This is a genomic window from Streptomyces sp. NPDC085596 (assembly GCF_044541565.1).
Lineage (GTDB): Bacteria > Actinomycetota > Actinomycetes > Streptomycetales > Streptomycetaceae > Streptomyces.
This window is the reverse complement of the sequence record NZ_JBITTC010000011.1, coordinates 12,536-37,402: the sequence shown is the minus strand read 5'-3', so window position 1 is coordinate 37,402 and position 24,867 is coordinate 12,536. Positions and strand designations below refer to the sequence as shown.

20 protein-coding genes are annotated in these 24,867 nt (G+C 73.2%); 5 read left to right on the top strand and 15 right to left on the bottom strand.

Features of this window, described 5'->3' with window-relative positions:
• Positions 1 to 6: 6 nt before the first annotated feature.
• The 3 genes from ACIGA3_RS27070 to ACIGA3_RS27060 all read right to left on the bottom strand — a co-directional run bounded on the left by ACIGA3_RS27070 (position 7) and on the right by ACIGA3_RS27060 (position 1,982).
• On the bottom strand, positions 7 to 180 hold the full coding sequence (locus ACIGA3_RS27070) for a hypothetical protein (protein ID WP_399720586.1): 174 nt from the start codon (positions 178 to 180) through the stop codon (positions 7 to 9).
• 138 nt (positions 181 to 318) lie between these two features.
• Positions 319 to 780, bottom strand: coding sequence for a molybdenum cofactor biosynthesis protein MoaE (locus tag ACIGA3_RS27065; protein ID WP_399720583.1), 462 nt, complete (start codon positions 778 to 780; stop codon positions 319 to 321).
• Positions 781 to 854: 74 nt separating this feature from the next.
• Positions 855 to 1,982, bottom strand: coding sequence for an SDR family oxidoreductase (locus tag ACIGA3_RS27060; RefSeq protein WP_399720581.1), 1,128 nt, complete (start codon positions 1,980 to 1,982; stop codon positions 855 to 857).
• A 191-nt stretch (positions 1,983 to 2,173) separates the two neighbouring features.
• On the opposite strand from ACIGA3_RS27060, the gene ACIGA3_RS27055 reads away from it, so the two are divergent.
• Together ACIGA3_RS27055 and ACIGA3_RS27050 are read left to right on the top strand one after the other, a co-directional pair.
• Positions 2,174 to 3,640 carry a zinc-dependent metalloprotease gene (locus ACIGA3_RS27055; RefSeq protein WP_399720578.1) on the top strand — a complete coding sequence of 489 codons (1,467 nt, stop codon included), beginning with the start codon at positions 2,174 to 2,176 and terminating at the stop codon, positions 3,638 to 3,640.
• The gene (locus ACIGA3_RS27050; RefSeq protein ID WP_399720576.1) at positions 3,637 to 4,158 is read left to right on the top strand and encodes an NUDIX hydrolase; all 522 of its coding nucleotides are present in this window, start codon (positions 3,637 to 3,639) and stop codon (positions 4,156 to 4,158) included. Before ACIGA3_RS27055 ends, ACIGA3_RS27050 begins: the two co-directional genes overlap by 4 nt.
• A 182-nt stretch (positions 4,159 to 4,340) precedes the next feature.
• Here the strand turns inward: ACIGA3_RS27050 and ACIGA3_RS27045 are convergent, their stop codons facing one another.
• The 4 genes from ACIGA3_RS27045 to ACIGA3_RS27030 all read right to left on the bottom strand — a co-directional run bounded on the left by ACIGA3_RS27045 (position 4,341) and on the right by ACIGA3_RS27030 (position 8,163).
• Complete coding sequence (locus ACIGA3_RS27045; protein ID WP_399720573.1) at positions 4,341 to 5,096, bottom strand: AIM24 family protein; 756 nt, start codon at positions 5,094 to 5,096, stop codon at positions 4,341 to 4,343.
• Positions 5,097 to 5,110: 14 nt separating this feature from the next.
• A complete protein-coding gene (locus ACIGA3_RS27040; RefSeq protein ID WP_393596235.1) occupies positions 5,111 to 5,791 on the bottom strand; it encodes an AIM24 family protein in 681 nt (226 codons plus the stop codon).
• Between the two features lie 11 nt (positions 5,792 to 5,802).
• Positions 5,803 to 7,473 (bottom strand): TerD family protein, encoded by a 1,671-nt coding sequence (locus ACIGA3_RS27035; RefSeq protein WP_399720570.1) that lies wholly within the window; start codon positions 7,471 to 7,473, stop codon positions 5,803 to 5,805.
• Positions 7,474 to 7,584: 111 nt separating this feature from the next.
• Positions 7,585 to 8,163 (bottom strand): M48 family metallopeptidase, encoded by a 579-nt coding sequence (locus ACIGA3_RS27030; RefSeq protein WP_399720569.1) that lies wholly within the window; start codon positions 8,161 to 8,163, stop codon positions 7,585 to 7,587.
• Positions 8,164 to 8,403: 240 nt separating this feature from the next.
• On the opposite strand from ACIGA3_RS27030, the gene ACIGA3_RS27025 reads away from it, so the two are divergent.
• The gene (locus ACIGA3_RS27025) at positions 8,404 to 9,669 is read left to right on the top strand and encodes a TOMM precursor leader peptide-binding protein (protein WP_399720566.1); all 1,266 of its coding nucleotides are present in this window, start codon (positions 8,404 to 8,406) and stop codon (positions 9,667 to 9,669) included.
• Entirely contained in the window at positions 9,662 to 11,074 is a 1,413-nt protein-coding gene (locus tag ACIGA3_RS27020; protein WP_399720563.1) for an ABC1 kinase family protein, read from the top strand. Before ACIGA3_RS27025 ends, ACIGA3_RS27020 begins: the two co-directional genes overlap by 8 nt.
• A 151-nt stretch (positions 11,075 to 11,225) precedes the next feature.
• Here ACIGA3_RS27020 and ACIGA3_RS27015 read toward each other — a convergent pair whose 3' ends face one another.
• From ACIGA3_RS27015 to ACIGA3_RS27000, 4 genes are all read right to left on the bottom strand, one after another.
• Entirely contained in the window at positions 11,226 to 11,552 is a 327-nt protein-coding gene (locus ACIGA3_RS27015) for a hypothetical protein (RefSeq protein WP_399720942.1), read from the bottom strand.
• Between the two features lie 11 nt (positions 11,553 to 11,563).
• Positions 11,564 to 11,932, bottom strand: a complete 369-nt coding sequence (locus tag ACIGA3_RS27010; RefSeq protein ID WP_399720560.1) for a WhiB family transcriptional regulator — start codon at positions 11,930 to 11,932, stop codon at positions 11,564 to 11,566.
• A gap of 174 nt (positions 11,933 to 12,106) precedes the next feature.
• Positions 12,107 to 12,430 carry a hypothetical protein gene (locus ACIGA3_RS27005; protein ID WP_399720558.1) on the bottom strand — a complete coding sequence of 108 codons (324 nt, stop codon included), beginning with the start codon at positions 12,428 to 12,430 and terminating at the stop codon, positions 12,107 to 12,109.
• Between the two features lie 140 nt (positions 12,431 to 12,570).
• Complete coding sequence (locus ACIGA3_RS27000; protein WP_399720555.1) at positions 12,571 to 14,934, bottom strand: ATP-dependent DNA helicase UvrD2; 2,364 nt, start codon at positions 14,932 to 14,934, stop codon at positions 12,571 to 12,573.
• A gap of 71 nt (positions 14,935 to 15,005) precedes the next feature.
• Here ACIGA3_RS27000 and ACIGA3_RS26995 point away from each other — a divergent pair, with 71 nt between their 5' ends.
• Positions 15,006 to 15,263 (top strand): mycoredoxin, encoded by a 258-nt coding sequence (locus ACIGA3_RS26995; RefSeq protein ID WP_399720552.1) that lies wholly within the window; start codon positions 15,006 to 15,008, stop codon positions 15,261 to 15,263.
• 73 nt (positions 15,264 to 15,336) lie between these two features.
• On the opposite strand, the gene nudC is transcribed toward ACIGA3_RS26995, so the two are convergent.
• The 4 genes from nudC to ACIGA3_RS26975 all read right to left on the bottom strand — a co-directional run bounded on the left by nudC (position 15,337) and on the right by ACIGA3_RS26975 (position 24,756).
• Positions 15,337 to 16,281, bottom strand: coding sequence for an NAD(+) diphosphatase (gene nudC, locus ACIGA3_RS26990; RefSeq protein ID WP_399720550.1), 945 nt, complete (start codon positions 16,279 to 16,281; stop codon positions 15,337 to 15,339).
• Between the two features lie 154 nt (positions 16,282 to 16,435).
• Positions 16,436 to 17,839: a dipeptidase gene (locus ACIGA3_RS26985; protein ID WP_399720548.1), complete on the bottom strand. Its 1,404-nt coding sequence runs from the start codon at positions 17,837 to 17,839 to the stop codon at positions 16,436 to 16,438.
• 10 nt (positions 17,840 to 17,849) lie between these two features.
• A complete protein-coding gene (locus tag ACIGA3_RS26980) occupies positions 17,850 to 21,308 on the bottom strand; it encodes a UvrD-helicase domain-containing protein (RefSeq protein WP_399720545.1) in 3,459 nt (1,152 codons plus the stop codon).
• Positions 21,309 to 21,393: 85 nt separating this feature from the next.
• Entirely contained in the window at positions 21,394 to 24,756 is a 3,363-nt protein-coding gene (locus ACIGA3_RS26975; RefSeq protein ID WP_399720542.1) for an ATP-dependent helicase, read from the bottom strand.
• Between the last annotated feature and the right edge of the window lie 111 nt (positions 24,757 to 24,867).

Sequence of the window (24,867 nt, the reverse complement as noted above, 5' to 3'; positions counted from 1 at the left end):
CCCCCGTCAGGCGCCGGGGGCACCCGTGTGGGACTTCTCCATGGCCTCGCGGAACCGCGCGTAGCCGTCGAGCTCGGGGCCGTCGCCGCGGGTTCTGCGGGTCCGGTTGGCCCAGCTTCCCCACAGACCGGCCGCGACCGCGGCGACAAGCGGAATCAGCAACCAGGCGAGCACCGCCATGCCGACCTCCCAACCCCATGAATGTCCCGCGAACTGAGTGATCAGCAGATTAACCATTCGCACGGACAACGCTCACGCGCGGGGTGCGGTTACGCAACCGGAGCACCCGATGGGCCGAACGTCACCGGCCCGCGCGGGTCAGCAGGCGCCGACCCATTCCTCGGTGCCGTCGGAGAACCGCTGATGCTTCCAGACCGGCACCTCGTGCTTGATGTCGTCGATCAGCTTGCGGCAGGCGTCGAACGCCTCGCCCCGGTGCGGGCACGACACGCCGACGACGACGGCGAGGTCACCGACGGCCAGATCACCCACCCGGTGGACGGCCGCCAGGGCCCGCACCGGGTACTCCGCGACGACCTTCTCCGCGACGCGCCGCATCTCGTCCACGGCGGAGGGGTGGCAGGAGTAGCCGAGGGCGTCGACGTCCGCGCCCCCGTCGTGGTTGCGCACGGTGCCCACGAACAGCGAGATGCCGCCCGCCGCCTCGTCCCCGAGGGCGGCGAACACCTCGTCCACCGAGAGGGGTGTGTCCCGGATGCCGATCAGCTTGATGGGGCTGGGAGCCGCCTGCTCACCGGGGTGTTCGTTCGTGAGTGCCATGTCTCCATGGTGCCGCACGTCGCGCGGGAGGCGGAATGCGACGCTCGGCCGGGTGGGCCCACGGGTGCGGGGCGCTAGATCCGGCGCCGCGCCTTGCGGGCCCGGCGGACCACCGCCGCCGCGCCCAGCAGGGCCACGGTCGCGCCCGCCGCGCCGGCCGCCGTGGCGTCCTTGCGGCCGAGCCTGCGTCCGGCGACCGTGTGCCGGCCGGAGACCTCCGCCAGCAGCTCCGCGAGCACTTCCTCGTTGGTCCAGCGCGGCCGCCACCCGGCCGAGTGCAGCCTGCTCCCGCTGATCACCCAGGGGTACATCGTGTACGCCAGGTCGCCCGCCGGGGACGGGGTGAGGCCGATCCGGTGCAGCCGGGCGGCGGCGCCGAGGGCGACCGCGGAGGGCAGCTCCATCCGCCGGATGCCGCTCAGCTCCTCGACCTCCTCCTGCTCCAGCCAGCCGTCGCAGCCGACGGCGAGTTCCCCGTCGACCTTCTCCAGCACGGCGTACTCCAGCGCCGAGCACAGGTCGTCGACGTGGCAGAACTGCCAGGCGGGCCGCGAGTCGGCGACCACGAGCAGCCGGGGCGACTCGAAGTACCGGGTCAGCGCGGTGTCCGTGCCGCCGACCAGCAGCGCGGGGCGTACCACGGTGACGTTCAGACCGGGGTGCGCGCGGGGCGCCCGGCGGGCCAGGCGTTCGATCTCCAGCAGGTCGGCGACCCCGGTGGCGTCGGCGGTCGCGCGCAGCTCGGCGTCCTCCGACAGCGGCAGCTCGTTGTCCGGCAGCGCCCCGTAGACCATGGCGGACGTGCACAGCACGACCCGGTGCACCCCGGCGGCGGCCGCGGCGGTCAGCACGGTCTGGGTGCCGCGCACGTTGTAGGCGGTGCGGGCGGCCGGGTCGCTGCCCAGGTCCAGGTCGAGCGCCAGGTGGACGACCACGTCGGCGCCGCGCAGCTTCTCCGCGATCGCCGGGTCCCGCACGTCGAGGATGTGCCAGCGCGCCTCCTCGCACTCTCCGCGCCGCTCGTCGATGGCGACGACCTGCCGGATCTCCTCGGACGCGGCGAGCCGCTCGGTGAGCAGCGCGCCGATCCCGGTGGCGGCGCCGGTGACCGCGACGACGGGCCCGCGTACGGCGGGCGAGGGCGATGCGGGCGGAGATGAGAGGTTTCGCGCTGCGCGAACCTGTGGATCTGGGGAACTCACCGGGCGTCTCCAGTGGTTGTCTTCAGTACGAGCGCGGACGACGCGCCCGTACCAGGTGCATCCATCCTGCCGCAGCCCATCTGTGGGCGAAGCACCGAGGCCCTATCCGGTCCGGGTGTCTACGCTGGGTGGTGAAGTCGGGCAGCCGCGCCGCCGGAGAGAACCGGTGGCCTTACCAGCCGAGGAACCCCGTGAGTGACACCCCATTCGGATTCGGCCTTCCGCCGGAGGAGCCGGACGACGGCGACGAGGGCAAGAAGAAGGACCAGCAGAGCGGTGGTGGGCAGGGACCGGCCGACCCGTTCGGGTTCGGCGGTCTGCCGGGAGCCGGTGGCTTCGGCGGCCCCGGCGCCGACAATCCGCTCGCCGCAATGTTCGGTTCCCTGAACCCCAACGACCTGGGCGCGGCGTTCCAGCAGCTGGGCCAGATGCTCTCCTACGAGGGCGGCCCGGTGAACTGGGACATGGCCAAGCAGATCGCCCGCCAGACGGTCGCACAGGGCACCCAGGACGGCGTCAAGGACGCGAGCGTCGGCCCCGCCGAGCACTCCGCGGTCCAGGAGGCCGTGCGCCTGGCGGACCTGTGGCTGGACGACGCGACCTCGCTGCCCTCCGGTGCGAACACGGCCGTGGCCTGGTCGCGCGCGGAGTGGGTCGAGGCGACGCTCCCGGCCTGGAAGGAACTGGTCGACCCGGTCGCCGAGCGGGTCGGCGCGGCCATGGGCGATGTCCTGCCGGAGGAGATGCAGGCCATGGCGGGCCCGCTGATCGGCATGATGCGCTCGATGGGCGGCGCCATGTTCGGCACCCAGATCGGGCAGGCCGTCGGCGTGCTCGCGGGCGAGGTCGTCGGCTCCACCGACATCGGGCTGCCGCTCGGCCCGGCGGGCAAGGCGGCGCTGCTCCCGGTCAACATGGACGCGTTCGGCAAGGACCTGGGCGTCCCCAAGGAGGAGGTGCGGCTCTACCTCGCCCTGCGTGAGGCGGCCCACCAGCGCCTGTTCGCGCATGTGCCGTGGCTGCGCTCGCACCTGTTCGGCGCGGTCGACGGGTACGCGCGCGGCATCAAGGTCGACACCGCCAAGCTGGAGGACGTGGTCGGCCAGTTCGACCCGCAGAACCCCGAGCAGCTGCAGGACGCGCTCCAGCAGGGCATGTTCCAGCCCGAGGACACGCCCGAGCAGAAGGCGGCGCTGGCCCGGCTGGAGACGGCGCTCGCGCTGGTCGAGGGCTGGGTGGACGCGGTGGTCCACGCGGCCGCCAAGCCGCGCCTGTCCTCCGCCGACGCGCTGCGCGAGACGCTGCGCCGCCGTCGCGCGAGCGGCGGTCCGGCGGAGCAGACGTTCGCCACGCTGATCGGTCTGGAGCTGCGCCCGCGCCGGCTGCGCGACGCCTCCCGCCTGTGGGCCTCGCTCACGGACGCGCGCGGGGTCGACGGCCGGGACGCGCTGTGGCACCACCCGGACATGCTGCCGACGGCCACCGACCTGGACGACCCGGACGGCTTCGTCCACCGCGAGCAGCTGGACTTCTCCGAGCTGGACAAGATGCTCGGCGAGGCTGCGGGCGGCACGAACAAGCCCGACCTGAAGAAGCCCGACCTGAAGAAGGACGAGGGCGACGGCAAGGGCGAGAGCAAGGGCGACGAGACCGAGTGAGCCTGTACGACGACGCGGTCCTCGTGCTCAAGGGCTACGAGGACCAGGCGGAGCTGCGCGACGCCTATCTGACCCACCTGGCCGCCCAGCCGGACGGCATGTGGAAGTCCTGCCACGCGGGGCATCTCACGGCCAGCGCCCTGGTGATCGACCCTGAGCACGGCCGCGTCCTGCTCACCCTGCACAGGAAGCTGCGGATGTGGCTCCAGATGGGCGGCCACTGCGAGCCGGGCGACATCTCCGTGGCGGGCGCGGCTCTGCGCGAGGCGACGGAGGAGTCCGGCATCGCCGGTCTGACCCTGCTGCCCGGCGGCCCGGTCCGCCTGGACCGGCACCCGATCCCGGCACCGTGCCACTGGCACTACGACGTGCAGTACGCGGTGCTGGCCCCGCGCGGCGCCGAGCACGCGATCAGCGACGAGTCGCTGGATCTGCGCTGGTTCGGCTACGACGAGGTCGCGGACGTGGCGGACGACTCGGTCGTACGGCTGCTGGAGGCCACGCGCGCCCGGCTGTGATCAGGGCTGCGGCGCGGCTGGGGCCGGCTGTGGACGTGGTCCGGCTTTGAACATGGTCCGGCTTTGAACGTGGTCCGGCTCTGAACGTGGTCCGGCTTTGAACGTGTAAGGGGCGCCCGCCAGTGTGGGCGCCCCTTACGTTTGCTCTGTTACGTCCGCTCCGGCGCGACCGCTCTTCGCGGTCAGCTCCAGACGTTGCCCTGGTTCTGCCCCCGCACACCCTGCTGGCCCATGCCGAACTGGGCCGCGACACCGCCGCCGATCTGCGCGTGCTGCGGCGGCAGCAGCTCGCTGGGCTGCACCAGGGCGAAGCCGGAGCCCATGAAGCTCAGCTCCCAGCCCTCACCGGTGCTGCCGCGCCGCCGCCACACCCCGGAGGAGTGGGTCTGGGCCTGCATCTGGACCCGCAGCGAGGTGGACCAGGCGACGATGGCGTCCGCGTCGCAGTTGACGTACCGGTCCGGCGTGACCCGCATCAGCAGGGGCGCGCCGGAGGTCATCAGGGCGACCTTGCCGCGTCCGGTGATGTTGAGCTGGTACTTCCCGGAGCCGGAGATCCCGTAGAGGCTGTCCACGGCGATGACCTCGTGGTGCAGCGAGGAGTCCATGGCGAGGACGTAGGAGCTGTCGACGGTCAGGCCGTCCTGCTCGACGTCCAGGAGGTGGACGTGCTGGGCGAGGTTGGCGAGATAGACGGTGCCCTGGCCGTGACAGCGCATCAGGTCCAGGCCCTCACCGGTGTGGGCCCGCGCCCGGCGCTGGCCCTGGCCCCGGTACTCGGCGTCGAACTCGACCATGCCCTGGTAGGCGACCATGGTGCCCTTGCGGGCCAGCAGGTCGTCGTGGCCCTGCAGGGTGACGCGGAGCATCTGCGCGTTCTGCAGGCTCCAGCGCTCCTGGGTCTGGAGGTCGTTGTGCGCGAAAAGCGGACTCTGCATGGTGTGTGCTCCCCTCAGCCCCGGAACCGGAGACGGTCGGTGCTGTCCTCGCTGGGCTGGACGACGACGATGCCCTGCCCGGAGAAGGCCATCTGGTACGCCTCGCCGCTGCCCCGGCCGATCAGCGACTGCGCCTTGAAGCTGCGCTTGCCCTTCACCTTGAGGTTCGGGGACCACGCCACCAGCGCGTCGGGGTCGACATAGGTCTCGTCCTCGCCGCCGCCGCAGTCCACGACGATCGGGGTGCCGCGCGAGGTCAGCGCGACCCAGCCCTGCCCGGAGATCCGGGTGTTCCACAGGCCCTGCCCGGCGAACTTGGCGAGTCCCTTGACCCGCTCCACGCTCCAGGTCAGCTGGGCGTCGAAGGCGAGCAGGTTGGTGGCGTTGACGGAGATGCCGTCGCCGCCGAGGTTGATCACGACCACGTCGGCGCCGTAGTCGGCGAGGTAGAGCAGGCCGTCGCCGGAGCACTTCATCAGCGGGGCGCCCTCGCCGGTCATCCAGTCGCGGGCGATCTGACGGACGGCGGGCGGGTTGGGCTCGTACTGGATGAAGCCCTCATAGGCGATCATCGAGCCCACGCGCGCGAGGAGATCGTTGCCGGTCTGCATGGCGACCTTCAGCATGTGGCTGCCGTGGTTCTCCATGCGGGCGGTGACAGGTGCGGGGGCGAAGCCCGCGAGCGGCTGGTTCATGACGGGCTCCCTCAGACCTCGTACGGCTGGACGACGATGAAGTTGCCGGGCGCGCCCCGGAACTGGAGGTTGACGCTCTCCCCGGTGTCGCCCTGGTAGGAGTGCCGGCGGGTGCGCACCTGGCTGGAGACGATCACCTGTGCGGCGGCCGACCAGGCGACGACCGCGTGACAGTCGGCGAAGGTCGTGGGCGTCACGGGCAGCACCACGGGCGTGCCGTGCGTCTTGACGACGAGCGTGCCGGTGCCCTGGAACTGCATGGTGAACAGCGCGCCGCCTGGAATGCCGTGGCCCTCGATCCGGCGGACCTCGTACTGCAGGCTCTCGTCGAAGGCGAGGACGTTCTCGGCGGAGACGCAGAGCGCGTCGCCCTGGAGCTCGATCGGGTGGAGGTGGGTGGAGTTGTCGGCGAGGAACACCTGGCCCTGGCCGGTGCAGCGCATCAACTGCATCTCCTGGCCGGTGGCGTTGCCGGCCAGCCGTCCGGCGAATCCGGCGCCCTTGTAGTTGAAGTCGACCTTGCCCTGGTAGAGCACCATGCTGCCCTGCCGGGCCAGCACCGGCTGGCCGCCGGCGCCGAGGTCGACGCGGACCAGCCTCTGGTTCTGCTGGGTCCAGCGCTGACCGGTGGGCGCCTCCTTGAACTTCTGGAGCGCGGCGCCCACTCCGGCCGCTCCCTGGGGCGTGCCCTGCGGGACGCCGTAGGAGGGGGTGCCCTGGCCGGGGACCTGGGCGTAGCCGGGGGGCATGGGGGCGGTCGGCTGTCCGCCGTGGGAGGGCGGGGTGTTGTAGCCGGGGGGTGCGGGGGCGGCCGGGGGGTGGCCGGGGGTCTGGCCGGGGGTCTGGCCGTAGCCGGCTGGTGTCGGCGGGGCTGCGGGCTGGCCGTAGCCCGGTGGCAGGGGTGCGCTCGGCGCAGCGGGGTGGCCGAAGGCGGCGGGTGCCGGGGCGGGCGGCGGGACCGTGCCGGCGGGCGGGGTCAGGGGTTCGACCAGGGTGGGAGCCGCGTGCACGTCGGGCCGGGGCGCCGGGGGCGGCGTGAACGCCTGGGGCGCGGAGGGCGTGGCCGGTCCTGCGGGGACGGCGAAGGCGGGCGGGGCGAAGCCGGGGGCGGCGGGGGCGGCGGGCTCCGGCTGGGCCGGCGCGGGCGCCTCCTCCTCGGCGACCTCGCCGCCGAAGTTCTTCAGCAGCGCCTCCAGACCGCCGTCGAAGCCCTGTCCGACCGCGGCGAACCGCCATACGTCCTTGAGGTAGAGGTCGCCGAGCATCACGGCGCGCTCGGTGGAGAACTCGGCGCCGGTGAAGGAGTACCGCGCGACCTCCTCACCGCCCGCCACGATGCGCAGATAGCCGGGCGCGATCCGGGACATCTGCCCGTCGCCGTCGATGGTCGCGGTGAACGACAGTTTGTGGATGCCGGCCGGAATCCGGTCCAGCGTGATCCGGAACGACTCGGTGTCACCCGCCTGAGCACCCAGCAGCTGGATGGACTCCTCGGGGGACTTCGGCTGGTTGAAGAAGACGAAGTACCGGTCGTCGGAGAGGCGTTCGTCGGCGTCGAGACCGAAGCAGCTGATGTCGAAGGCCAGTCCGGGGGCGGAGATCTGCACACCCACGTACAGATCCGTACCCGCGGTGAGGTCACTGATCCTGGCCTTGTGGCCACGTTGGAATTCCCTGGACATGCGTTACGTCCGTCCCCCGTCCGGAAAGCTAGTACGTCGCGTCAGGCTAACCGCAAATACCGACATCGGCCTCAGCCGGTACACACCCGGTACAGAACCGCGTCCCGGACCTCACACCTCCTCGTCGTCCGATACTTCCGGCGGTACGTCCGGCAGCCGTGCGGTGGCGGCCACGCCCTCCAGGTAGCCGCGGGCCCGCTCGGTGCGCGGGTACGACTCCAACAGCCGCCAGAAGTCCGGGCCGTGACCGGGCACCAGCAGATGCGCCAGCTCGTGGCAGAGCACGTAGTCGACGACGTACTCGGGCATCCCCCGCAGGCGGTGCGAGAGCCGGATGGTGCCCTCCGCCGGGGTGCACGAGCCCCAGCGGGTGTTCTGGTTGGTCACCCAGCGCACCGAACCGGGCCGTGCCCGGCCCTCGAAGTACCGCTCCGACAGCCGCCCGGCGCGCTCGGTCAGTTCGGCGTCACCGCCAGGCGTGGTCCGTCTGGCCTCCTTGGCGGCGAGCCGGTCGAGCATGGCGGTGACCCAGCGCCGCTCCTCCGCCTTCGACATGCGGGCGGGGATCAGCACGATGGTGCGGTCGCCCTCGCGGTACGCGGAGACGGTCCGGCGGCGCCGGTCGCTCCGCCGGACCTCGACGGGGCCGTGCGCGGCGAGCGGCTGCTGTTCGGTGGGATCGATGGGCACGTCTCGACGGTACCCGTCCGTGCCGACAGCGGACGGGGCCTGTGGACAGCGGAGCCCACCCGCAGGCAGCTTGTACGACGATCACCCTGTGCCTGTGGACAACTCTCGGCACGTTCTCCGGAACCCGGCCATGCTGGCAGTCGTCGGAGCGAGCAGGACCGGCTCGGCCGACGTACGAAAGGCGGAACGACGCACGCCCGGCCCGGGTGTGCGCGAGATCTGGGGACACGGGGGCCCGTCATGCATCCGATGGTGAAACCGGCGCTGCGGCGCGGCTGGCGCGATCTCGGCACCGTGCAGTTCGGCATGACTCCGGCGCACGCGATCACCCTGGGTCCGGTGGACCTGGCCACGGGCAGCTTCCTGGAACTGCTCGACGGCACCCGTGATGTGCCCCTGCTCCGGGAGGAGGCCCGGCGGATGAATCTCCCGGACGGTCATGCCGACCGGCTGGTCCGGCGGTTGGGCCGGGCGGGGCTGCTCGACGACACACGGGACTGCTCGCCCGCCGCGACCGCGCTGCGGGAGAGAGGAGGGGAGGCGCTGGAGCGGCTGCGCCCGGATCTCGCCTCGCTGTCGCTGACCACGGCGGAGCCGGGCGGCGCGCTCAGCCGCCTCGCCGCCCGGCGCGCCTTGCGGGTGCGGGTCCTGGGTGCGGGCCGGGTGGGGTCCGTGCTGGCGGCGCTGCTGTCCGGGGCGGGGGTCGGAGAGGTCGATGTGCGCGATGTGGGCCGGGTGCAGCCGTGGGACGTGGCGCCGGGCGGACTGCCGTCGGAGGCGGTGGGCGAGCGGCGGGAAGACGCGGCGCGGGCGGCCGTGCGCCGTGCGGCCCCGGACCGCCCGCCACGCCGGACCCGGCACGGCAGGCTCTCCGATCCCGTCCCGGACGTCGAGCCAGGTCTGTCCCTGGTGGTCCTCGCCCCGCGCGACGAGGTCGCGGTGCATGCCCCGGACCCGTTCCTCGCCGAGCCGCTCATGATCTCCGGGACTCCGCATCTCTACGCGGGTGTGGTGGAGGGCACCGGTGTCGTCGGGCCGCTGGTGCTGCCCGGCAGGACGGGGTGCGCGGGCTGTCTCCAGCAGCACCGCACCGACGAGGACCCGGTGTGGCCCCGGCTGATCACCCAGTGGCGTTCGGGCAGGGCGCGCCGGGTGGGCGCCTGCGATCTGACACTGGCCACGGCGGTGGCGGGACTCGCCTCCGCCCACGCCCTGAGCTTCCTCGACGGGGCCGAACCGGCCGCCACCGGCACCCGCTGGGAGGCCGCCTTACCCGCTCTGACCTGGGACGCTCGCCCCATCGCTCCGCATCCGGCATGCGGCTGCGGGGCGAAGGAGAGGAGGAGAGGGAGCACCCCGGCGCGGGCCGGGGAGAAAGCCGAGGGGGAGCACTCCTCAACGCGAGGGCTGCCGCGCGCGACAATGGCGGTGCAACGGCCGTCGGCCGAGCGGCGACGCGAGACCGGCGTCGCGCGGCCGACAGGGACTTGGAGGGCGCATGTCTGATCTTCCCCGGAAGGCGGTCACCCGGACCGCGAAGCTCGCCGCGCTCCCGCTCGGCTTCGCCGGCCGGGCCACCTGGGGGCTGGGCAAGCGGATCGTGGGCGAGTCGGCGGAGCTCGTCGGCCGGGAGCTCCAGCAGCGGACGGCCGAACAGCTCTTCAAGGTCCTCGGTGAGCTGAAGGGGGGCGCGATGAAGTTCGGGCAGGCACTGTCCGTCTTCGAGTCCGCGCTGCCCGAGGAGATCGCCGGGCCCTACCGGGCCGCGCTGACCAAGCTCCAGGAAGCGGCGCCCCCGATGCCGACCCGCACGGTGCACGCCGTGCTGGAGGAGCGGATGGGCGAGGACTGGCGGGAGCTGTTCCTGGAGTTCGAGGACAAGCCCTCGGCGGCGGCCTCGATCGGGCAGGTGCACCGGGCGGTGTGGCACGACGGCCGGGAAGTGGCGGTCAAGGTCCAGTATCCGGGCGCGGGTGAGGCACTGCTGTCGGACCTGAACCAACTGAGCCGGTTCGTAAGGCTGTTGGGGCCGCTCATCCCCGGCATGGACATCAAGCCACTGATCGCGGAGCTGAAGGACCGGGTCTCCGAGGAGCTGGACTACGAGCTGGAGGCGCACGCGCAGGCCGCGCACGCGGCGGAGTTCGCGGACGACCCGGACGTGCTGGTCCCGGCGGTGGTGCAGCAGTACGACCAGGTGCTGGTGACCGAGTGGATCGACGGCGTTCCGCTGTCGGAGGTCATCTCCGGCGGCACCGAGGAGCAGCGCGACCGGGCCGGGCAGCTGCTGGCGCGTTTCCTCTTCTCCGGCCCCGCCCGCACCGGCCTGTTGCACGCCGATCCGCATCCGGGCAACTTCCGGCTGCTGCCGGTGGGGCCGGACGGCGAGGACGGCTGGCGTCTCGGCGTGCTGGACTTCGGGACGGTCGACCGGCTCCCCGGCGGTCTGCCGTCGACCATCGGGGTGGCGCTTCGGATGACGCTGGAGGGCGACGCCGAGCCGGTCTACGAGATGCTGTGCGAGGAAGGGTTCATCAAGGAGTCCATGGACCTGGACCCCGACGCGGTCCTCGACTATCTGCTGCCGATCATCGAGCCCGCGCAGGTGGACACCTTCACCTTCACCCGCTCGTGGATGCGCGGTCAGGCGGCCCGTGTCGCCGACCCCCGCTCCCCCGCGTACCAGCTCGGCAAGCAGCTGAACCTGCCGCCGTCCTATCTGCTGATCCACCGGGTGACGCTGAGCACCATCGGTGTGCTGTGCCAGCTGGGCGCGACGGTGCGGCTCCGGGAGGAGCTGGAGGAGTGGCTGCCGGGGTTCGGTCCGGACGCGGATCTGCCGGAGGCGGACGCGGAGGCAGCGGAGTCCGAGGAGGAGGAAGCACCGGAGGCGCCGGCGGCACAGGCGTAGGCGGCCCGCAGGCGTAGGCCCGGCGCCGGCGGACATGCCTCGGGGGCCGGTCCGTTCGGCCGGACCGGCCCCCGAGGGGAAGACTTCGCCTCCCTGCGCCGGGAGGCCACCGCTTCGGGTGGGTGCGCTCAGCGCGCTGCGAGGGCGGCGCCTACTGCATGACGGCGACGGCGAGCGCACGGCGGGCACGCAGGGAGGCGCGCTCCGCCCGGCGCTGCATCCGCCGGGCGGTGGCCAGGCTCATGGCCCGGCGCTCCCGCTGGGCGTCATGCAGGCGCTCGTGCATATGCGCACGAGCCAGGGCTTCTGGGATGAGTTGCATTTCGCGGGTCCTGTTCGTCTGGCGCGAGCCTGTCACGCCACGAGTGTTGAGGTCTGGGGTCGCCGAGCCGGTGGGCTCGCTGGTGGACGGCTTCATCGGGGCCTGCTTCTTGGGGTCGTGCGTGAGGGGACGGTCGATCGTTCCTGCGGTGTTCATGCCTGCGGTGTTCATGCCGTGACCGGGTTCTTGCGCGGGCGGCCGCGGGGCCGCTTCCGGGCGACGACGACACCCTGGACGAACAGCTCCCCGCCCCAGACGCCCCAGGGCTCGCGGCGCTCCTTGGCCCCGGCGAGGCATGCCTCGACCAGCGGGCAGGTGCGGCAGAGCGACTTGGCGTACTCGACATCGGCCGGCGACTCGGCGAAGAACACCTCCGGGTCGTAGGAACGGCAGGGGACGGGCACGCCGAGGTTCTCGATGGCGTCGTCGAGCGCGGTGAGCGCGGTGAGGGGGAGCAAGGCGGGGTCCTCCGTGGAGCCGAGCTGCGGGATCGTTTGCGAAGGCGGTACTGACGGGGCGTGCGCTTCGAGTTGCACGGGGTGTTTTCCTCGTCTGGTCGTTCCGGCCGGTGGACCGGGTGTCGGCTGGGTACCGGGTTCTTTTGTTGTCCCGAGGCGCCTTCGGTTTGTCGTCCCCGTTCGGGGAAAACAGAAGGGCCGCGGTTCCCGGGTGGGGTTCCGCGGCCCTGAAGGCGCCTGCCTGATCAACGATCAGGCTGGATCACTCCAGGGTTCTGGCCCACGGAAGGCCCACATCTGGGGGTGCTGCGTCGTCTGCTTCCGGAATCCGGCACCGGCCGCCGCGAAGCCATAGGCGGCCTGCGCCTGTGCCTCTACCGCTGCCAGTGCCTTGGTCGGTCGCTCATTGCGCTCGCGGACCGGGAGGTCCGCGGAGAGCAGGGAGGACGCCGGACGGGCGGCATGAATGCCGGACAGACCGGTGCCCTGGGAGGGCGCGCCGAGCATGCACAGGGAGACGGCCGGACGATCGGTCAGTTTGACCGGGCTGCTGATGCTGGTCTCGATGCTGATCACTGGGCTCGCCTCCTCTCGGCGTCTTGGGGACCGGTTCGATTCGGTCCTCGGATATAGAAGTACAGCACGGAATCACAGCCTTCGAGAAGGCCGCCGTTTCCGTGCCTAGAACCTATGGGGATTCGCGGCGCGGGCGCAAACTATTTTTTCGACGAGTTCGTATCAGTCGTCGAACCCGCGTTCCGAAGGTCCGTCTCAACCTCCTGGCCTGCGCAGATGGCCAGTACGTCGGTGCCGTAGCGACGCAGCTTGCGGTCCAGGACGCCGGGGATGCGGGAGAGTTCGGCGGCGCAGTCCGGGCGGTTCTCGGCGATGGCCATCAGGGTGCGGTCGGTGAAGACGCAGAAGTCCGGCTGTCCGCTCTGTCCCGCTTCCACGGACCGCCACTGCCGCAGCCGCTCGTACAGGCCCTCGTCCATGTCGGAGGGGCAGTCCTCGCAGCGCATCAGCTTCATCTCGCCCGCGTCGGTGAGGGTGCGGCCGCAGACCCGGCAGCGGGCCGGGGTGCGCTGGGCGCGCCGGGGCGCCGCCGGCAGGCCGCCGGGGGTGCCGCGCTCGACGCCGCCGGTGCCGGTCGCGGCGCGGCCCACGGTGGCGGTGGAGCCGGGGCGCAGTCCGTCGAGGAAGCGGCTCGGCCTGCGGCCCGCCCTGCCGCCGGGCGAACGGGCGAGCGACCAGGACAGGTGGAGCCGCGCGCGGGCGCGGGTGACGCCGACATAGAGGAGGCGGCGTTCCTCCTCGATCTGTTCGTCGGTCTTGGCATAGGTGATCGGCAGCATGCCCTCGGCGACGCCGACCAGGAAGACGGCGTCCCACTCCAGGCCCTTGGCGGCGTGCAGGGAGGCGAGGGTGACGCCCTGCACGGTCGGGGCGTGCTGGGCACTGGCCCGCTCGTCCAGTTCCGCGACCAGGTCGCTCAGGGTGGCCTTGGGCTGGGCGGCGGTGAAGTCGTGGGCGAGGGCGACCAGGGCGGCCAGTGACTCCCAGCGTTCGCGGGCGGCGCCGGAGCCGGCCGGGGGTTCGCTGCTCCAGCCCTCGCCGGAGAGCACGGCGCGCACCTGGGAGGGCAGGTCGACCGCCTCGTCCAGCAGGGAGTCGTTGCCGCCGAAGCGGGCGGCGGCGCGCAGGGCGACGCCCGCCTTGCGCACCTCGGGCCGGTCGAAGAAGCGTTCGGCGCCGCGCAGCTGGTAGGGGACGCCGGCGTCGGCGAGGGCCTGTTCGTAGGTCTCGGACTGGGAGTTGGTGCGGAACAGGACGGCGATCTCGGCGGCCGGGGTCCCGGCGGCGATCAGCTCGCGGATGCGGCGGGCGGCGCCCTCGGCCTCGGCGGGCTCGTCGGTGTACTCGGTGTAGACGGGTTCGGGGCCGGGGGCGCGCTGGGAGATCAGTTCCAGCCGGTGGTCGGCGGCGCGGCCGTGGGCCTGGGCGAGCAGGCCGTTGGCGAGGCGGACCACCTGTGGGGTGGAGCGGTAGTCGCGGACCAGCTTGACGATGGTGGCGCCGGGATGGCGGTGACGGAAGTCGAGGAGGTGGTCGGGAGTTGCTCCCGTGAACGAGTAGATGGTCTGGCTGGCGTCACCGACGACGCACAGGCTGTCGCGGTCGCCGAGCCAGAGGTCGAGCAGGCGCTGCTGGAGGGGGCTGACGTCCTGGTACTCGTCGACGACGAAGTGCTGGTACTGGGCGCGTACCTGGTCGGCGATGTCGTGCCGGTCCTGGAGGACGGCGACGGTGAGCAGCAGCACGTCCTCGAAGTCGATGACGGCGCGGTCGCGCTTGAGGTTCTCGTAGGCCGCGTAGAGGTGGGCGATCTCGGCCGGGTCGCGCGGGGTCTCGCGGCCCGCCTTCACTGCCGCGTACGGATAGTCGGCCGGGACGGTCTGGGTGACCTTGCACCACTCGATCTCGGCGGTGGCGTCGCGCAGCTCGCCCCGGTCCAGGCGGAGCCCGCAGGCGGCGGCCGCGTCGGCGACCAGCTGGATCTTGCGGTCGACCAGCCGGGGCATGCCGCCGCCGATCGCTTTCGGCCAGAAGTACTGGAGCTGACGGAGCGCGGCGGAGTGGAAGGTGCGGGCCTGCACGCCCTGGGCGCCGAGCTGGCGGAGCCGGCCGCGCATCTCGCCCGCGGCGCGGTTGGTGAAGGTGACGGCGAGCACGCTGGAGGGCTGGAGGAGACCGGAGCGCACTCCGTACGCGATGCGGTGGGTGATCGCGCGGGTCTTGCCCGTGCCCGCTCCGGCCAGGACGCACACCGGCCCGTGCAGGGCGGTGGCGACCTCGCGCTGCTCGGGGTCGAGCCCTTCGAGCACCGCGTCGGCCGAGTCCGGGGTCCGCGGGAAGAGGGAGGAGGGCGTTGCTGCTGTCACATGGCCATGCTGCCAGGTTGTCCGGGACCACCGCGTCCGTTGTCCACAGGCGGGCCCCGATAGTCGTTTTAATGCGGCGGGTGTCACAGCGCCGGGTGCGGCGGGGGTCACATCGGAGTCACAGCCGTGGGAATTCATCCCCGGTCCCCCGCGTTTGCCCTGTGCACGACGTAACGACGTACCCCCCGGCCGCCTGAGGAGCGCGAGACATGCAGGGCACTGTGACGATGTACAGCACCACTTGGTGTGGTTACTGCCGCCGGCTGAAGGGCCAGCTGGACCGGGAGGGCATCCCCTTCACCGAGATCAACATCGAGCACGACCCGGAGTCCGCCGCGTTCGTGGAGAAGGCGAACGACGGCAACCAGACGGTTCCGACCGTGCGCGTCGTGCCCGCCGGCGGTGGCCCCGAGGCCGTCATGACCAACCCGAGCCTCGCCCAGGTGAAGCAGGCGCTCGGCGCCTGACCCCTGTACCGCGAGAACCCCGGCCGCCCAGGAACACGAAGAGGGCGGCCGGGGTTCTCGCGTGTCCGGGGCCCTAGATGGCGCTCCGGGTCGGCAGCGGCTTGCCGTACCACATCTCGATCAGCCGGGCGGCGATGGAGATGCCGTAGGGCGGCAGCACCTCGCCGGACTCGAAGGCCGCGCCCAGCTCGTCGCGGGAGAACCAGCGGGCCTCCTCGATCTCCTCGCCGTCGGCGTCGATCTCGGTGGAGGTGGCGTGGGCGAAGAAGCCGAGCATCAGGCTGGACGGGAAGGGCCAGGGCTGGCTGGCCACGTACTCCACCCGGTCGACGGTGATGCCCGCCTCCTCGAAGACCTCGCGGCGCACCGACTGCTCGATGGACTCGCCGGGCTCGACGAATCCGGCGAGCGTGGAGAAGCGGCCCTCGGGCCAGTGCACCTGGCGGCCGAGCAGGATGCGGTCCTGTTCGTCGGTGACCGCCATGATCACCGCCGGGTCGGTGCGCGGGTAGTGCTCGGCACCGCACGCCTGGCACCGGCGGATGTGCCCGGCGGCGGCGATGACGGTGCGCTCGCCGCAGCGGGAGCAGAAACGGTGGGTGCGCTGCCAGTTCTCCAGGCCGACCGCGTGCACCATCAGCCCGGCGTCGCGCGGGGAGAGCAGCAGGCCCGCCTCGCGCAGTCCGGCGGGGCGCGCGGACTGGTCGATGCGGCCGGGCAGGGAGTCCTTCTGGAGCGCGAAGTAGCTGACGCCGTCCTCGTCCTCGCCCAGGAAGTAGCGGTGGGCCTCGGTGAGAGGGGCCTCGAAGGAGGGGGTCATGACGAGTTCGGTACGCCCGTCGGACGTCTCGTCGATGAGTACCTGGCCGCCGGAGACCACGAAGCAGCGGGTCGTGGGGTGGCTCCACGCCGCCGCGAGCCAGGCTTCGTCGAGCCGGTGGTGGGCGGCTCGGTCGATGCCGCTCGGGGCGGTGAGCGAGATGGGTCGGTCAGCGGTGTGGTCGGTCCGGGTGGTCACGGGTGCTTCCAACTCCCCCAATGGAACGGTTCGGTTCGGCGGGCGGTTCGGCGGGACACGGGTCAGGGGCACCGCTGCCGGGCGGGGGCGGTCGGGCCGGGCGGTCCTTCCAGTGTGCCCGGCGCGCGGCGCCGACCCGAACGGCGGCTGTTCGTCAGGGCGCGGGACGCCAGTTCTCGGCGAGGTCGCTCCACAGGTGGGCGCTGGTCTCGACGCCCTTGAACAGCAGGTCCAGCTCGACCTTCTCGTTCGGGGCGTGCCAGCCGTCGGAGGGGACGGAGATGCCGAGGAAGAGGACCGGGGCGCCGAGCACCTCCTGGAGGTCGGCGGCGGGGCCGGAGCCTCCTTCCCGGGTGAAGCGCACCGGCGCCTGGAAGGCGCGGCCCATCGCGCGGGCCACGGACTCGAGGGCGGGGTGGTCGAGCGGGGTGAGGCAGGGGCGCGTACCGGGGCTGAACTCGGTCTCCAGCCGGATTCCGGCGGGCGCCTGCCGCTCGGCCCAGTCGCGCACGGCCTTCTCGACGGTGCCGAGGTCCTGGCCGGCGACCAGCCGGAAGGACAGCTTCACCACGGCCGAGGAGGGGATGATCGTCTTGCTGCCGGCGCCCTGGTAGCCGCCGCCGATGCCGTTGACCTCGGCGGTCGGGCGGGCCCAGATGCGTTCCAGGGTGCTGTACCCGGCCTCGCCGTGCGCCGCGTGCGACTTGGCGGTGCGCAGCCACTCGGCCTCGTCGAAGGGCAGCTCGGCGAAGAGTTCGCGCTCGCGGCCGGTCAGCTCCACGACGCCGTCGTAGAAGCCGGGGACGGCCACGCGCCCGTGGTCGTCGTGCAGGGCGGCGACCAGGCGGGCGGCGGCGGTGGCCGGGTTGGGCACGGCGCCGCCGAAGGAGCCGGCGTGGATGTCCTGGTCAGGTCCGTAGAACCGGATCTCGCACTCGGCGAGGCCCCGCATGCCGGTGCACACGGTGGGGGTGTCGGCGGACCACATGCCGGTGTCGGAGACGATCACGGCATCGGCGGCGAGCCGGTCGGCGTGCTCCTCGACGAGGGCGCGGAAGTTCGGGGAGCCGGACTCCTCCTCACCCTCGATCAGCAGCTTGAGGTTGACGGCGGGCGCCGTACGGCCGGTCGCGGCGAGGTGCGCGCGGACGCCGAGTGTGTGGAAGAACACCTGGCCCTTGTCGTCGGCGGCACCCCGCGCGAAGAGCTGGTTCCCGCGTACGACGGGCTCGAAGGGGTCGGTGTCCCAGCCGTCCTCGCGGGCGGCGGGCTGGACGTCGTGGTGGCCGTAGACCAGCACGGTGGGGGCCCCGGGGTCGTCCGAGGGCCATTCGGCGTAGACGGCCGGGGCGCCGGCGGTGGGCCAGACCTCGGCCACCGGGAAGCCCGTCCCGGTGAGTTTCGCGGCGAGCCAGTCGGCGCTGCGCCGGACATCGGGGGCGTGTTCCGGCTGGGCGGACACGGACGGGATGCGCAGCCACGCGGCGAGGTCGTCGAGGAAGGCGGCGCGGTGCCGGTCGATGTACGCGTGGACGGCGCTGTCCGGGGTCTGGCTCATGCTCACGAGCCTATCGGCCCGCACGGACATCCTCGGCGGGCGGTTCGTCACACCCGGGCGTCCCCGTCGCCCCGGTTCGCTCCCCTTCGAGCAGTCGCGCCAGCTCCTCCCGGCCGGGCAGCCGGTCCGGACGGTCGACCTCGCCGGTGCGCACGTACAGGAACGCGGCCGTGACCGATTCGGGCGGGATGCCCTGCTGCTCGGCCCAGGCCAGCCGGTAGACGGCGAGCTGGAGCGGGTCGGCGCTGTGGCTGCGGCCGGTCTTCCAGTCGAGGATCTCGTACGTGGCGTCCTCGCCGTCGCCGTCCTTGTAGACGGCGTCGATCCGGCCGCGTACGACCCGGCCGGCGAGGGTGAGCTGTACGGGGACCTCGACGCGGTAGGGCGTGCGCCGGGCGTACTCGGTGCGCTCGAAGGCTTCCTTGAGGGCTTCGAGGTCGGCCTCGTCGGCGATCTCGGCGTCGGTGCCGGGCAGGTCGTCCGGTTCCAGCAGGGGCAGCATCAGCTCCTCGTAGCGGGCCTCGACCCAGGCGTGGAAGCGGGTGCCGCGGCGCGCGGCCGGCTGCGGGGGGCGCGGCATGGGGCGCGCGAGTTCCTGCGCGAGCCCGTCCGGGTCCTCGGCGAGCCGGAGCATCTGGGTGGCGGTGAGGACGGCGGGCAGCGGCACCTCGGTGACGCTGCGCCGGGCGCGCATCAGTTCCCCGGCGAGGGCGTCGAGGTCCCGGTCCCAGGAGGCGACCGCGCGGGCTTCCTCCGGGGTGAGCCGGGGCTGCGGCTCGGGGGCGGACGCCTGGTGCGGGACGGGGAGGGAGGGGCGGTCGCCGCTCCAGGAGTCCCAGTCGTCGGGGTCGTCCGGGAACTCGGGGTCCTCGGGCTCCTCGGGCTCCTCGAAGGCGTCGTACGGGTCGTCGTCCTCCGGTGGCGGGGTGGGCCACTCGGGGTCGTCGTACGGGGCCGGGGCGGTGGTGGGCGGGGTGCGGAGGTGGGTGCGGACGGTGTGGGCGGCCCGCCGACGGCGTTCGAAGGCGGTGGCGTCCAGGGGCAGCGGCCATGCCTGGTCGGCGCCGGCGGTGTGCAGGGCGGGGTTCTCGTCGCCCTCGTCGGGGGCGTCCGCCCACACCTCGGTCTCGCCGTACCCGGCGGCGCAGTGGTCGTGCAGGGCCTGGAGGAAGTCGGAGGGGCCGCGCGGCTTCTTCTGGCTGGGGCCCCACCAGTGGCCGGAGCCGAGGAGGAGGGAGCGGGGGCGGGTGAAGGTGACGTAGCCGAGGCGGAGTTCCTCGGTGTGCTGGTGCTCCTTCATGGCCTCGTGGAAGCCCTTGACGCCCTTGGCGTCCCAGGAGTCCACGTCGGGCAGCGTGGCGGTGTCGCCGCGCAGGGCGTGCGGGAGCACCTTGGCCTGCGCGGTCCACTTCTCGCGCCCCTGGGCGCTGGGGAAAGTGCCTTTGACCAGCCCGGGGACGGCGACCACGTCCCACTCCAGCCCCTTGGACTTGTGCGCGGTGAGCACCTTGACGGTGTTCTCACCGCCGGGCAGGGCGTTGTCGAGGCCCTTCTCGTACTGGGCGGCGGTGCGCAGGAAGGCGAGGAAGGCGAGCAGGGTGGCCTCGCCGTCGCCGGCCGCGAAGGAGGCGGCCACGTCGAGGAAGTTGGACAGGGTCTCCCGGCGGCGGGCGGCGAGCGCGTGCGGGGACGCCGACAGCTCGACCTCCAGGCCGGTGACGGCGAGCACCCGGTGCAGCACGTCCATCAGCGGGTCGGACAGGCTGCGCCGCAGGTCGCGCAGTTCGGCGGCGAGGCGGGCGAAGCGCACGCGCGCGTCCGGGGAGAACGGCAGCTCGTCGTCGTACCCGTCCGTGCCGAAGGAGGTCTCCAGGAAGGTGTCCAGGGCGTCCGCGAGCGAGGTCACCTCGGAGGGGTCGACGCCCTCCACGGCCTCGGCGAGCCTGCGGTCGGGGTCGTCGGTGCCGTCCACGCGCGCGTGGGCGACGAGCAGCCGGGCGCGGCGGCCGAGCAGGGCCAGGTCGCGCGGGCCGATGCGCCAGCGCGGGCCGGTGAGCAGCCGGACCAGGGCGGCGTTGGCGCCGGGGTCCTGGAGCACCTCGCAGACGGCGACCAGGTCGGCGACCTCGGGCAGGTGCAGCAGCCCGGACAGGCCGACGACCTCCACGGGCACGTCACGGGCGACCAGCGCGCCCTGGATCTCCGCGAAGTCGGTCGCGGTGCGGCACAGTACGGCGATCTCGCCGGGCGGGGTGCCCGTGCGCACCAGGTGGGCGAGGGAGTCGGCGAGCCAGTCGATCTCCTCGGCATGAGTGGGCAGCAGGGCGCAGCGGACCAGCCCGTCGTGTTCGGCGCCGGGGGCGGGGCGCAGCGCCTCCACGCCCGCGTGCATGGCGCGCAGGGGCTCCGCGAGGCCGTTGGCGAGGTCGAGGAGGCGGCCGCCGCTGCGCCGGTTCTCGCTGAGCGCCTGCCGGGCGGCGGGGCTGCCGTCGGCGCGGGCGAAGTGCTCGGGGAAGTCGTCCAGGTTGGCCACGGAGGCGCCGCGCCAGCCGTAGATGGCCTGGCAGGGGTCGCCGACGGCGGTGACGGGGTGTCCGGTGCCCTGGCCGAAGAGGCCGGCGAGCAGGACGCGCTGGGCGACGGAGGTGTCCTGGTACTCGTCCAGCAGGACGACCCGGAACTCCTCGCGCAGCACGCGGCCCACCTCGGGGATGCGGGCGAGGCGGGCCGACAGGGCGATCTGGTCGCCGAAGTCGAGGAGGTCGCGGGCGCGTTTGGCGGCCCGGTAGCGCTGGACGAGCCCGGCGAGTTCCCCGCGCGCGGCCAGCGTCTCCGGGACCTTGCGCAGGTCGGCGTTGCTGAGCTTGACGCCGTCGAGGGTGGTCAGCAGGTCGGCGTCCCAGGCACGCAGCTCCTCGGGGTCGACCAGGTGCTCGGACAGCTCGGAGTCGAGCGCGAGCAGGTCGGTGACGAGGTCCGCGAAGGAGCGGGTCAGCGCCGGGTAGGGGCCCGGCGCCTCGCGCAGCACCCGGGCGGCGAGCTGGAAGCGGGTGGCGTCCGCGAGCAGCCGGGAGCTGGGCTCCAGGCCGAGGCGCAGACCGTGGTCGGTGAGCAGCCGTCCGGCGAAGGCGTGGTACGTCGAGATGACCGGCTCGCCGGGCGGGTTGTCCGGGTCGATGGCGTCCGGGTCGGTGATCCCGGCCTTGATCAGTGCCTTGCGGACGCGTTCGGCGAGTTCGCCGGCCGCCTTGTTGGTGAAGGTCAGGCCGAGCACCTGCTCGGGGGCGACCTGGCCGGTGCCGACCAGCCAGACCACGCGGGCGGCCATCACGGTGGTCTTGCCCGAACCGGCTCCGGCCACGATCACCTGCGGAGCCGGCGGCGCGATGACGCAGGCCGTCTGCTCCGGGGTGAACGGGATGCCGAGCAGCTCTTTGAGCTGCTCGGGGTCGGTGAGGTGCGCGGGCATGCGGGGAAGGCTAGCGGCGACCGCCGACAAGTGGGCGCCGGTGCTGTGGAAAGCCCAGGTCAGCGGGGTGCGGTGGTGCCGTACGTCACTCCACGACCTGCCGTCCCTCGGGGCGGGCGCTGCACGAGGCGCGGAAGGAGCAGTGGGTGCAGTGCTGGCCGGTGGTGGGGGTGAACCGTTCGTCCAGCACCTTTCCGGCGGCGGTGGCCAGCAGGTCCCCGACCCACTCCCCGGCGAGCGGCTCCTGGGCCTGCACCTTGGGCAGGCTCTCGCCGCCGTCCTTCTTCGCCGCGCCCTGTCTGAGCTGGACGAGTTCGGCGCCGCCGGGCTCCGGGCGGGCGCCGTCGAAGGCGTCGTCCACCGCGCCCTCGGCCACGGCGAGCTGGTAGACGGCGAGCTGGGGGTGGCGGTCCACCTCGGCGGCGGTGGGGGTGTTCTTGCCGGTCTTGAAGTCCACGACGTAGGCCCGGCCGTCGCCGTCCGTCTCGACGCGGTCCATCTGGCCCCGGATGCGGACCTGGTACTCGCCCGCCTCCAGGGTCACGTCGAAGTCCCGCTCGCTGGCTATGGGCGTGCGGGTGGCGCGGTCCAGGACGTGCCAGTTCAGGAAGCGTTCGAGCGCCGCGCGGGCGGTCTCCTTCTCCTGGGCGGACTTCCAGGGCGCGTCGAAGGCGAGCGCGTTCCACACCGAGTCCAGGCGTTCCATCAGGACGTCGAGGTCGGCGGGGGTACGGCCGGAAGCCACCTCGTCGGCCAGGACGTGGACGACGTTGCCGAAGCCCTGGGCGGCCGTGGCGGGCGCGTCGGCCTTCACCTCGCGGCCCAGGAACCACTGGAGGGCGCAGGTGTTGGCGAGCTGGTCCAGCGCGCTGCCGGAGAGCACCACGGGCTGATCGCGGTCGCGCAGCGGCACCTTGCTCGCGGTCGGCTCGTACATCCCCCACCAGCGGTCGGGGTGCGCGGCGGGCACCAGCGGGCGGCCGTCCTCGTCGGCGAGCGCGGCGAGCCGGGCCAGCCGGCGCGCGGCCGCGTCCCGCAGGCCGTCCGAGACGTTCGGGTCGACGGTGGTGGCGCGTAGTTCGGCGACGAGCGCGGCGACCGCGAGCGGGCGGCGCGGACGGCCGGTGACGTCGCGGGGTTCGACGCCCAGCTCGGTCAGGAAACGGGACGGCTGGTCGCCGTCGTCGGCCGGCGCCTTCACGGCGGTGACGACGAGACGGTCCCGCGCGCGCGTGGCGGCCACGTAGAACAGCCTGCGCTCCTCCGCGAGCAGGGCGCCCGGGGTCAGCGGCTCGGCAAGGCCGTCGCGGCCGATCCGGTCGGCCTCCAGCAGGGAGCCCCGGCGGCGCAGGTCGGGCCAGAGCCCCTCCTGCACGCCCGCGACGACGACCAGCCGCCATTCCAGCCCCTTGGAGCGGTGCGCGGTCATCAGGCGTACGGCGTCGGGGCGCACCGCGCGGCGGGTGAGGGTGTCGGCGGCGATGTCCTCGGCGTCGATCTCCTCCAGGAAGTTCAGCGCGCCGCGTCCGCCGGTGCGCTCCTCCGCGCGGGCGGCCGTGGCGAACAGCGCGCAGACGGCGTCCAGGTCCCGGTCGGCGTTACGGCCCGCCGCGCCCCCGCGCCGCGCGGACCGCTCCAGCCTGCTGGGCCAGGGCGTGCCGTTCCACAGCGCCCACAGCGCCTCCTCGGCGGTGCCGCCCTCGGCCAGGCACACACGCGCCTTCCGCAGCAGCGCGCCCAGCCGCTGCGCTCCGCGCGCGTACGCCGGATCGTGCGCGACGAGCCGCTCGGGCTCCGCGAGCGCCCGTGCGAGCAGCACGTCGGACGGCGCGGGCAGGGCCTGGCCCGCGGCCCGCTCCTCCTCCCGCAGGGCCCGGCCGAGCCGGCGCAGATCGGCGGCGTCCATGCCGCCGAGGGGTGAGGAGAGAAGGGTTATGGCGGTCTCGGCGTCCAGCCAGGGGGCGGGGGCCTCCGACGGCTCGGTCTCAGAGGGCTCCTCCGAGGGCTCGGTCTCCGAGGGTTGTTCCTGCGGCGGAGAACCGTCGGCAGCTCCCGTCTCCGCCAGTGCCACCGCCCGCAGCGCCGTGAGCAGCGGGGCGACCGCCGGTTCGTGGCGCAGCGGGAGGTCGTCGCCGTCGATGTCCAGGGGGACGCCCGCCGCCGTCAGGGCGCGGCGCAGGGTCGGGATGCTGTGGGAGCCCGCGCGGACGAGGACCGCCATGTCGTTCCACGGGATGCCGTCCTCGAGGTGGGCACGACGCAGGATGTCGGCGATGTTGTCCAGCTCGGTGCCGGAGGTCGGGTAGGTGTACACCTCCACCTGGCCACCGTCACGGACGGCCGTGGGCTCCCGGTGGACGCGCAGCTTCTCGGCGGGGAGCTGGGACAGCGGCATGCGCTGTGTGATGCGGCGGGTCGCGGCCAGCAGGACGGCCCCGGAGCGGCGGGAGGTGCGCAGCACCTCGACGGGGGCGGGGGTGCCGTCCGCGCGCGGGAAGGCGGCCGGGAAGTCGAGGATGCCGTTCACGTCGGCGCCCCGGAAGGTGTAGATCGACTGGTCGGGGTCGCCGAGGGCGACCAGGGTGCGGCCGCCCCCGGCCAGCGCGTGCAGCAGCCGTACCTGCGCGGGGTCGGTGTCCTGGTACTCGTCGACGTACACGGCGTCGTAGGACGCGGCGAGGCGCTCGGCGACCTCGGGGCGGTGGGCGAGGAGCACCGCGCGGTGGACGAGTTCGGCGTAGTCGATGACGCCCTGGAGGTCGATCACGTCCAGGTACTCGGCGAGGAACGCGGCCGCCGCGCGCCAGTCGGGGCGGCCGATGCGGCGCGCGAAGGCGTCCAGCGCGCCGGGCGCGAGCCCCAGCTCGCGGCTGCGCGCGAGGACCGCGCGGACCTCGTCGGCGAAGCCGCGCGTGGTCAGGCAGGCGCGCAGGTCGTCGGGCCAGCGCACATGCGTGAGCCCGAGCCGCTCCAGCTCGGGCTGCCCGGCGAGCAGCTCGCGCACGGTGACGTCCTGCTCGGGGCCGGAGAGCAGGCGCAGTGGCTGGGCGAAGCGGTCGCTGTCCTGGTGGGCGCGGACCAGGGCGTAGCAGTAGGAGTGGAAGGTGGTGGCGCGGGGCGCGCGGGCGGCGCCCATGCGCCGGGCCATCCGGTCGCGCAGCTCGACGGCGGCCTTGCGGCTGAAGGTCAGCACCAGGATGCGCTCGGGGTCGGCGCCTCGGGCGACGCGCGCGGCGACGGACTCCACCAGGGTGGTCGTCTTGCCGGTGCCGGGCCCGGCGAGGACGAGCAGCGGGCCGCTCTCGTGCTCGATCACCGCGCGCTGGGCGGCGTCCGGCCGGGGCTGAGGTGTCTGTGCGGGCGGGGTGCGGAGCAGCCGGTAGGCACCACGAGGCGCCTGCCGACCCTGGGGGTGCGACAGGCGTCCGGTGGAGGAGGTGGTGCTCACGTGGGTTCGCCGGTCCTGGTGGTGGTGCGGGGTGGTCGTAAGGGCGTACAAAGGCGGGCGCCTCGGGGGCGACCCGTCCCAACGAACGTACGTCATGTCGCGGACGTGCCC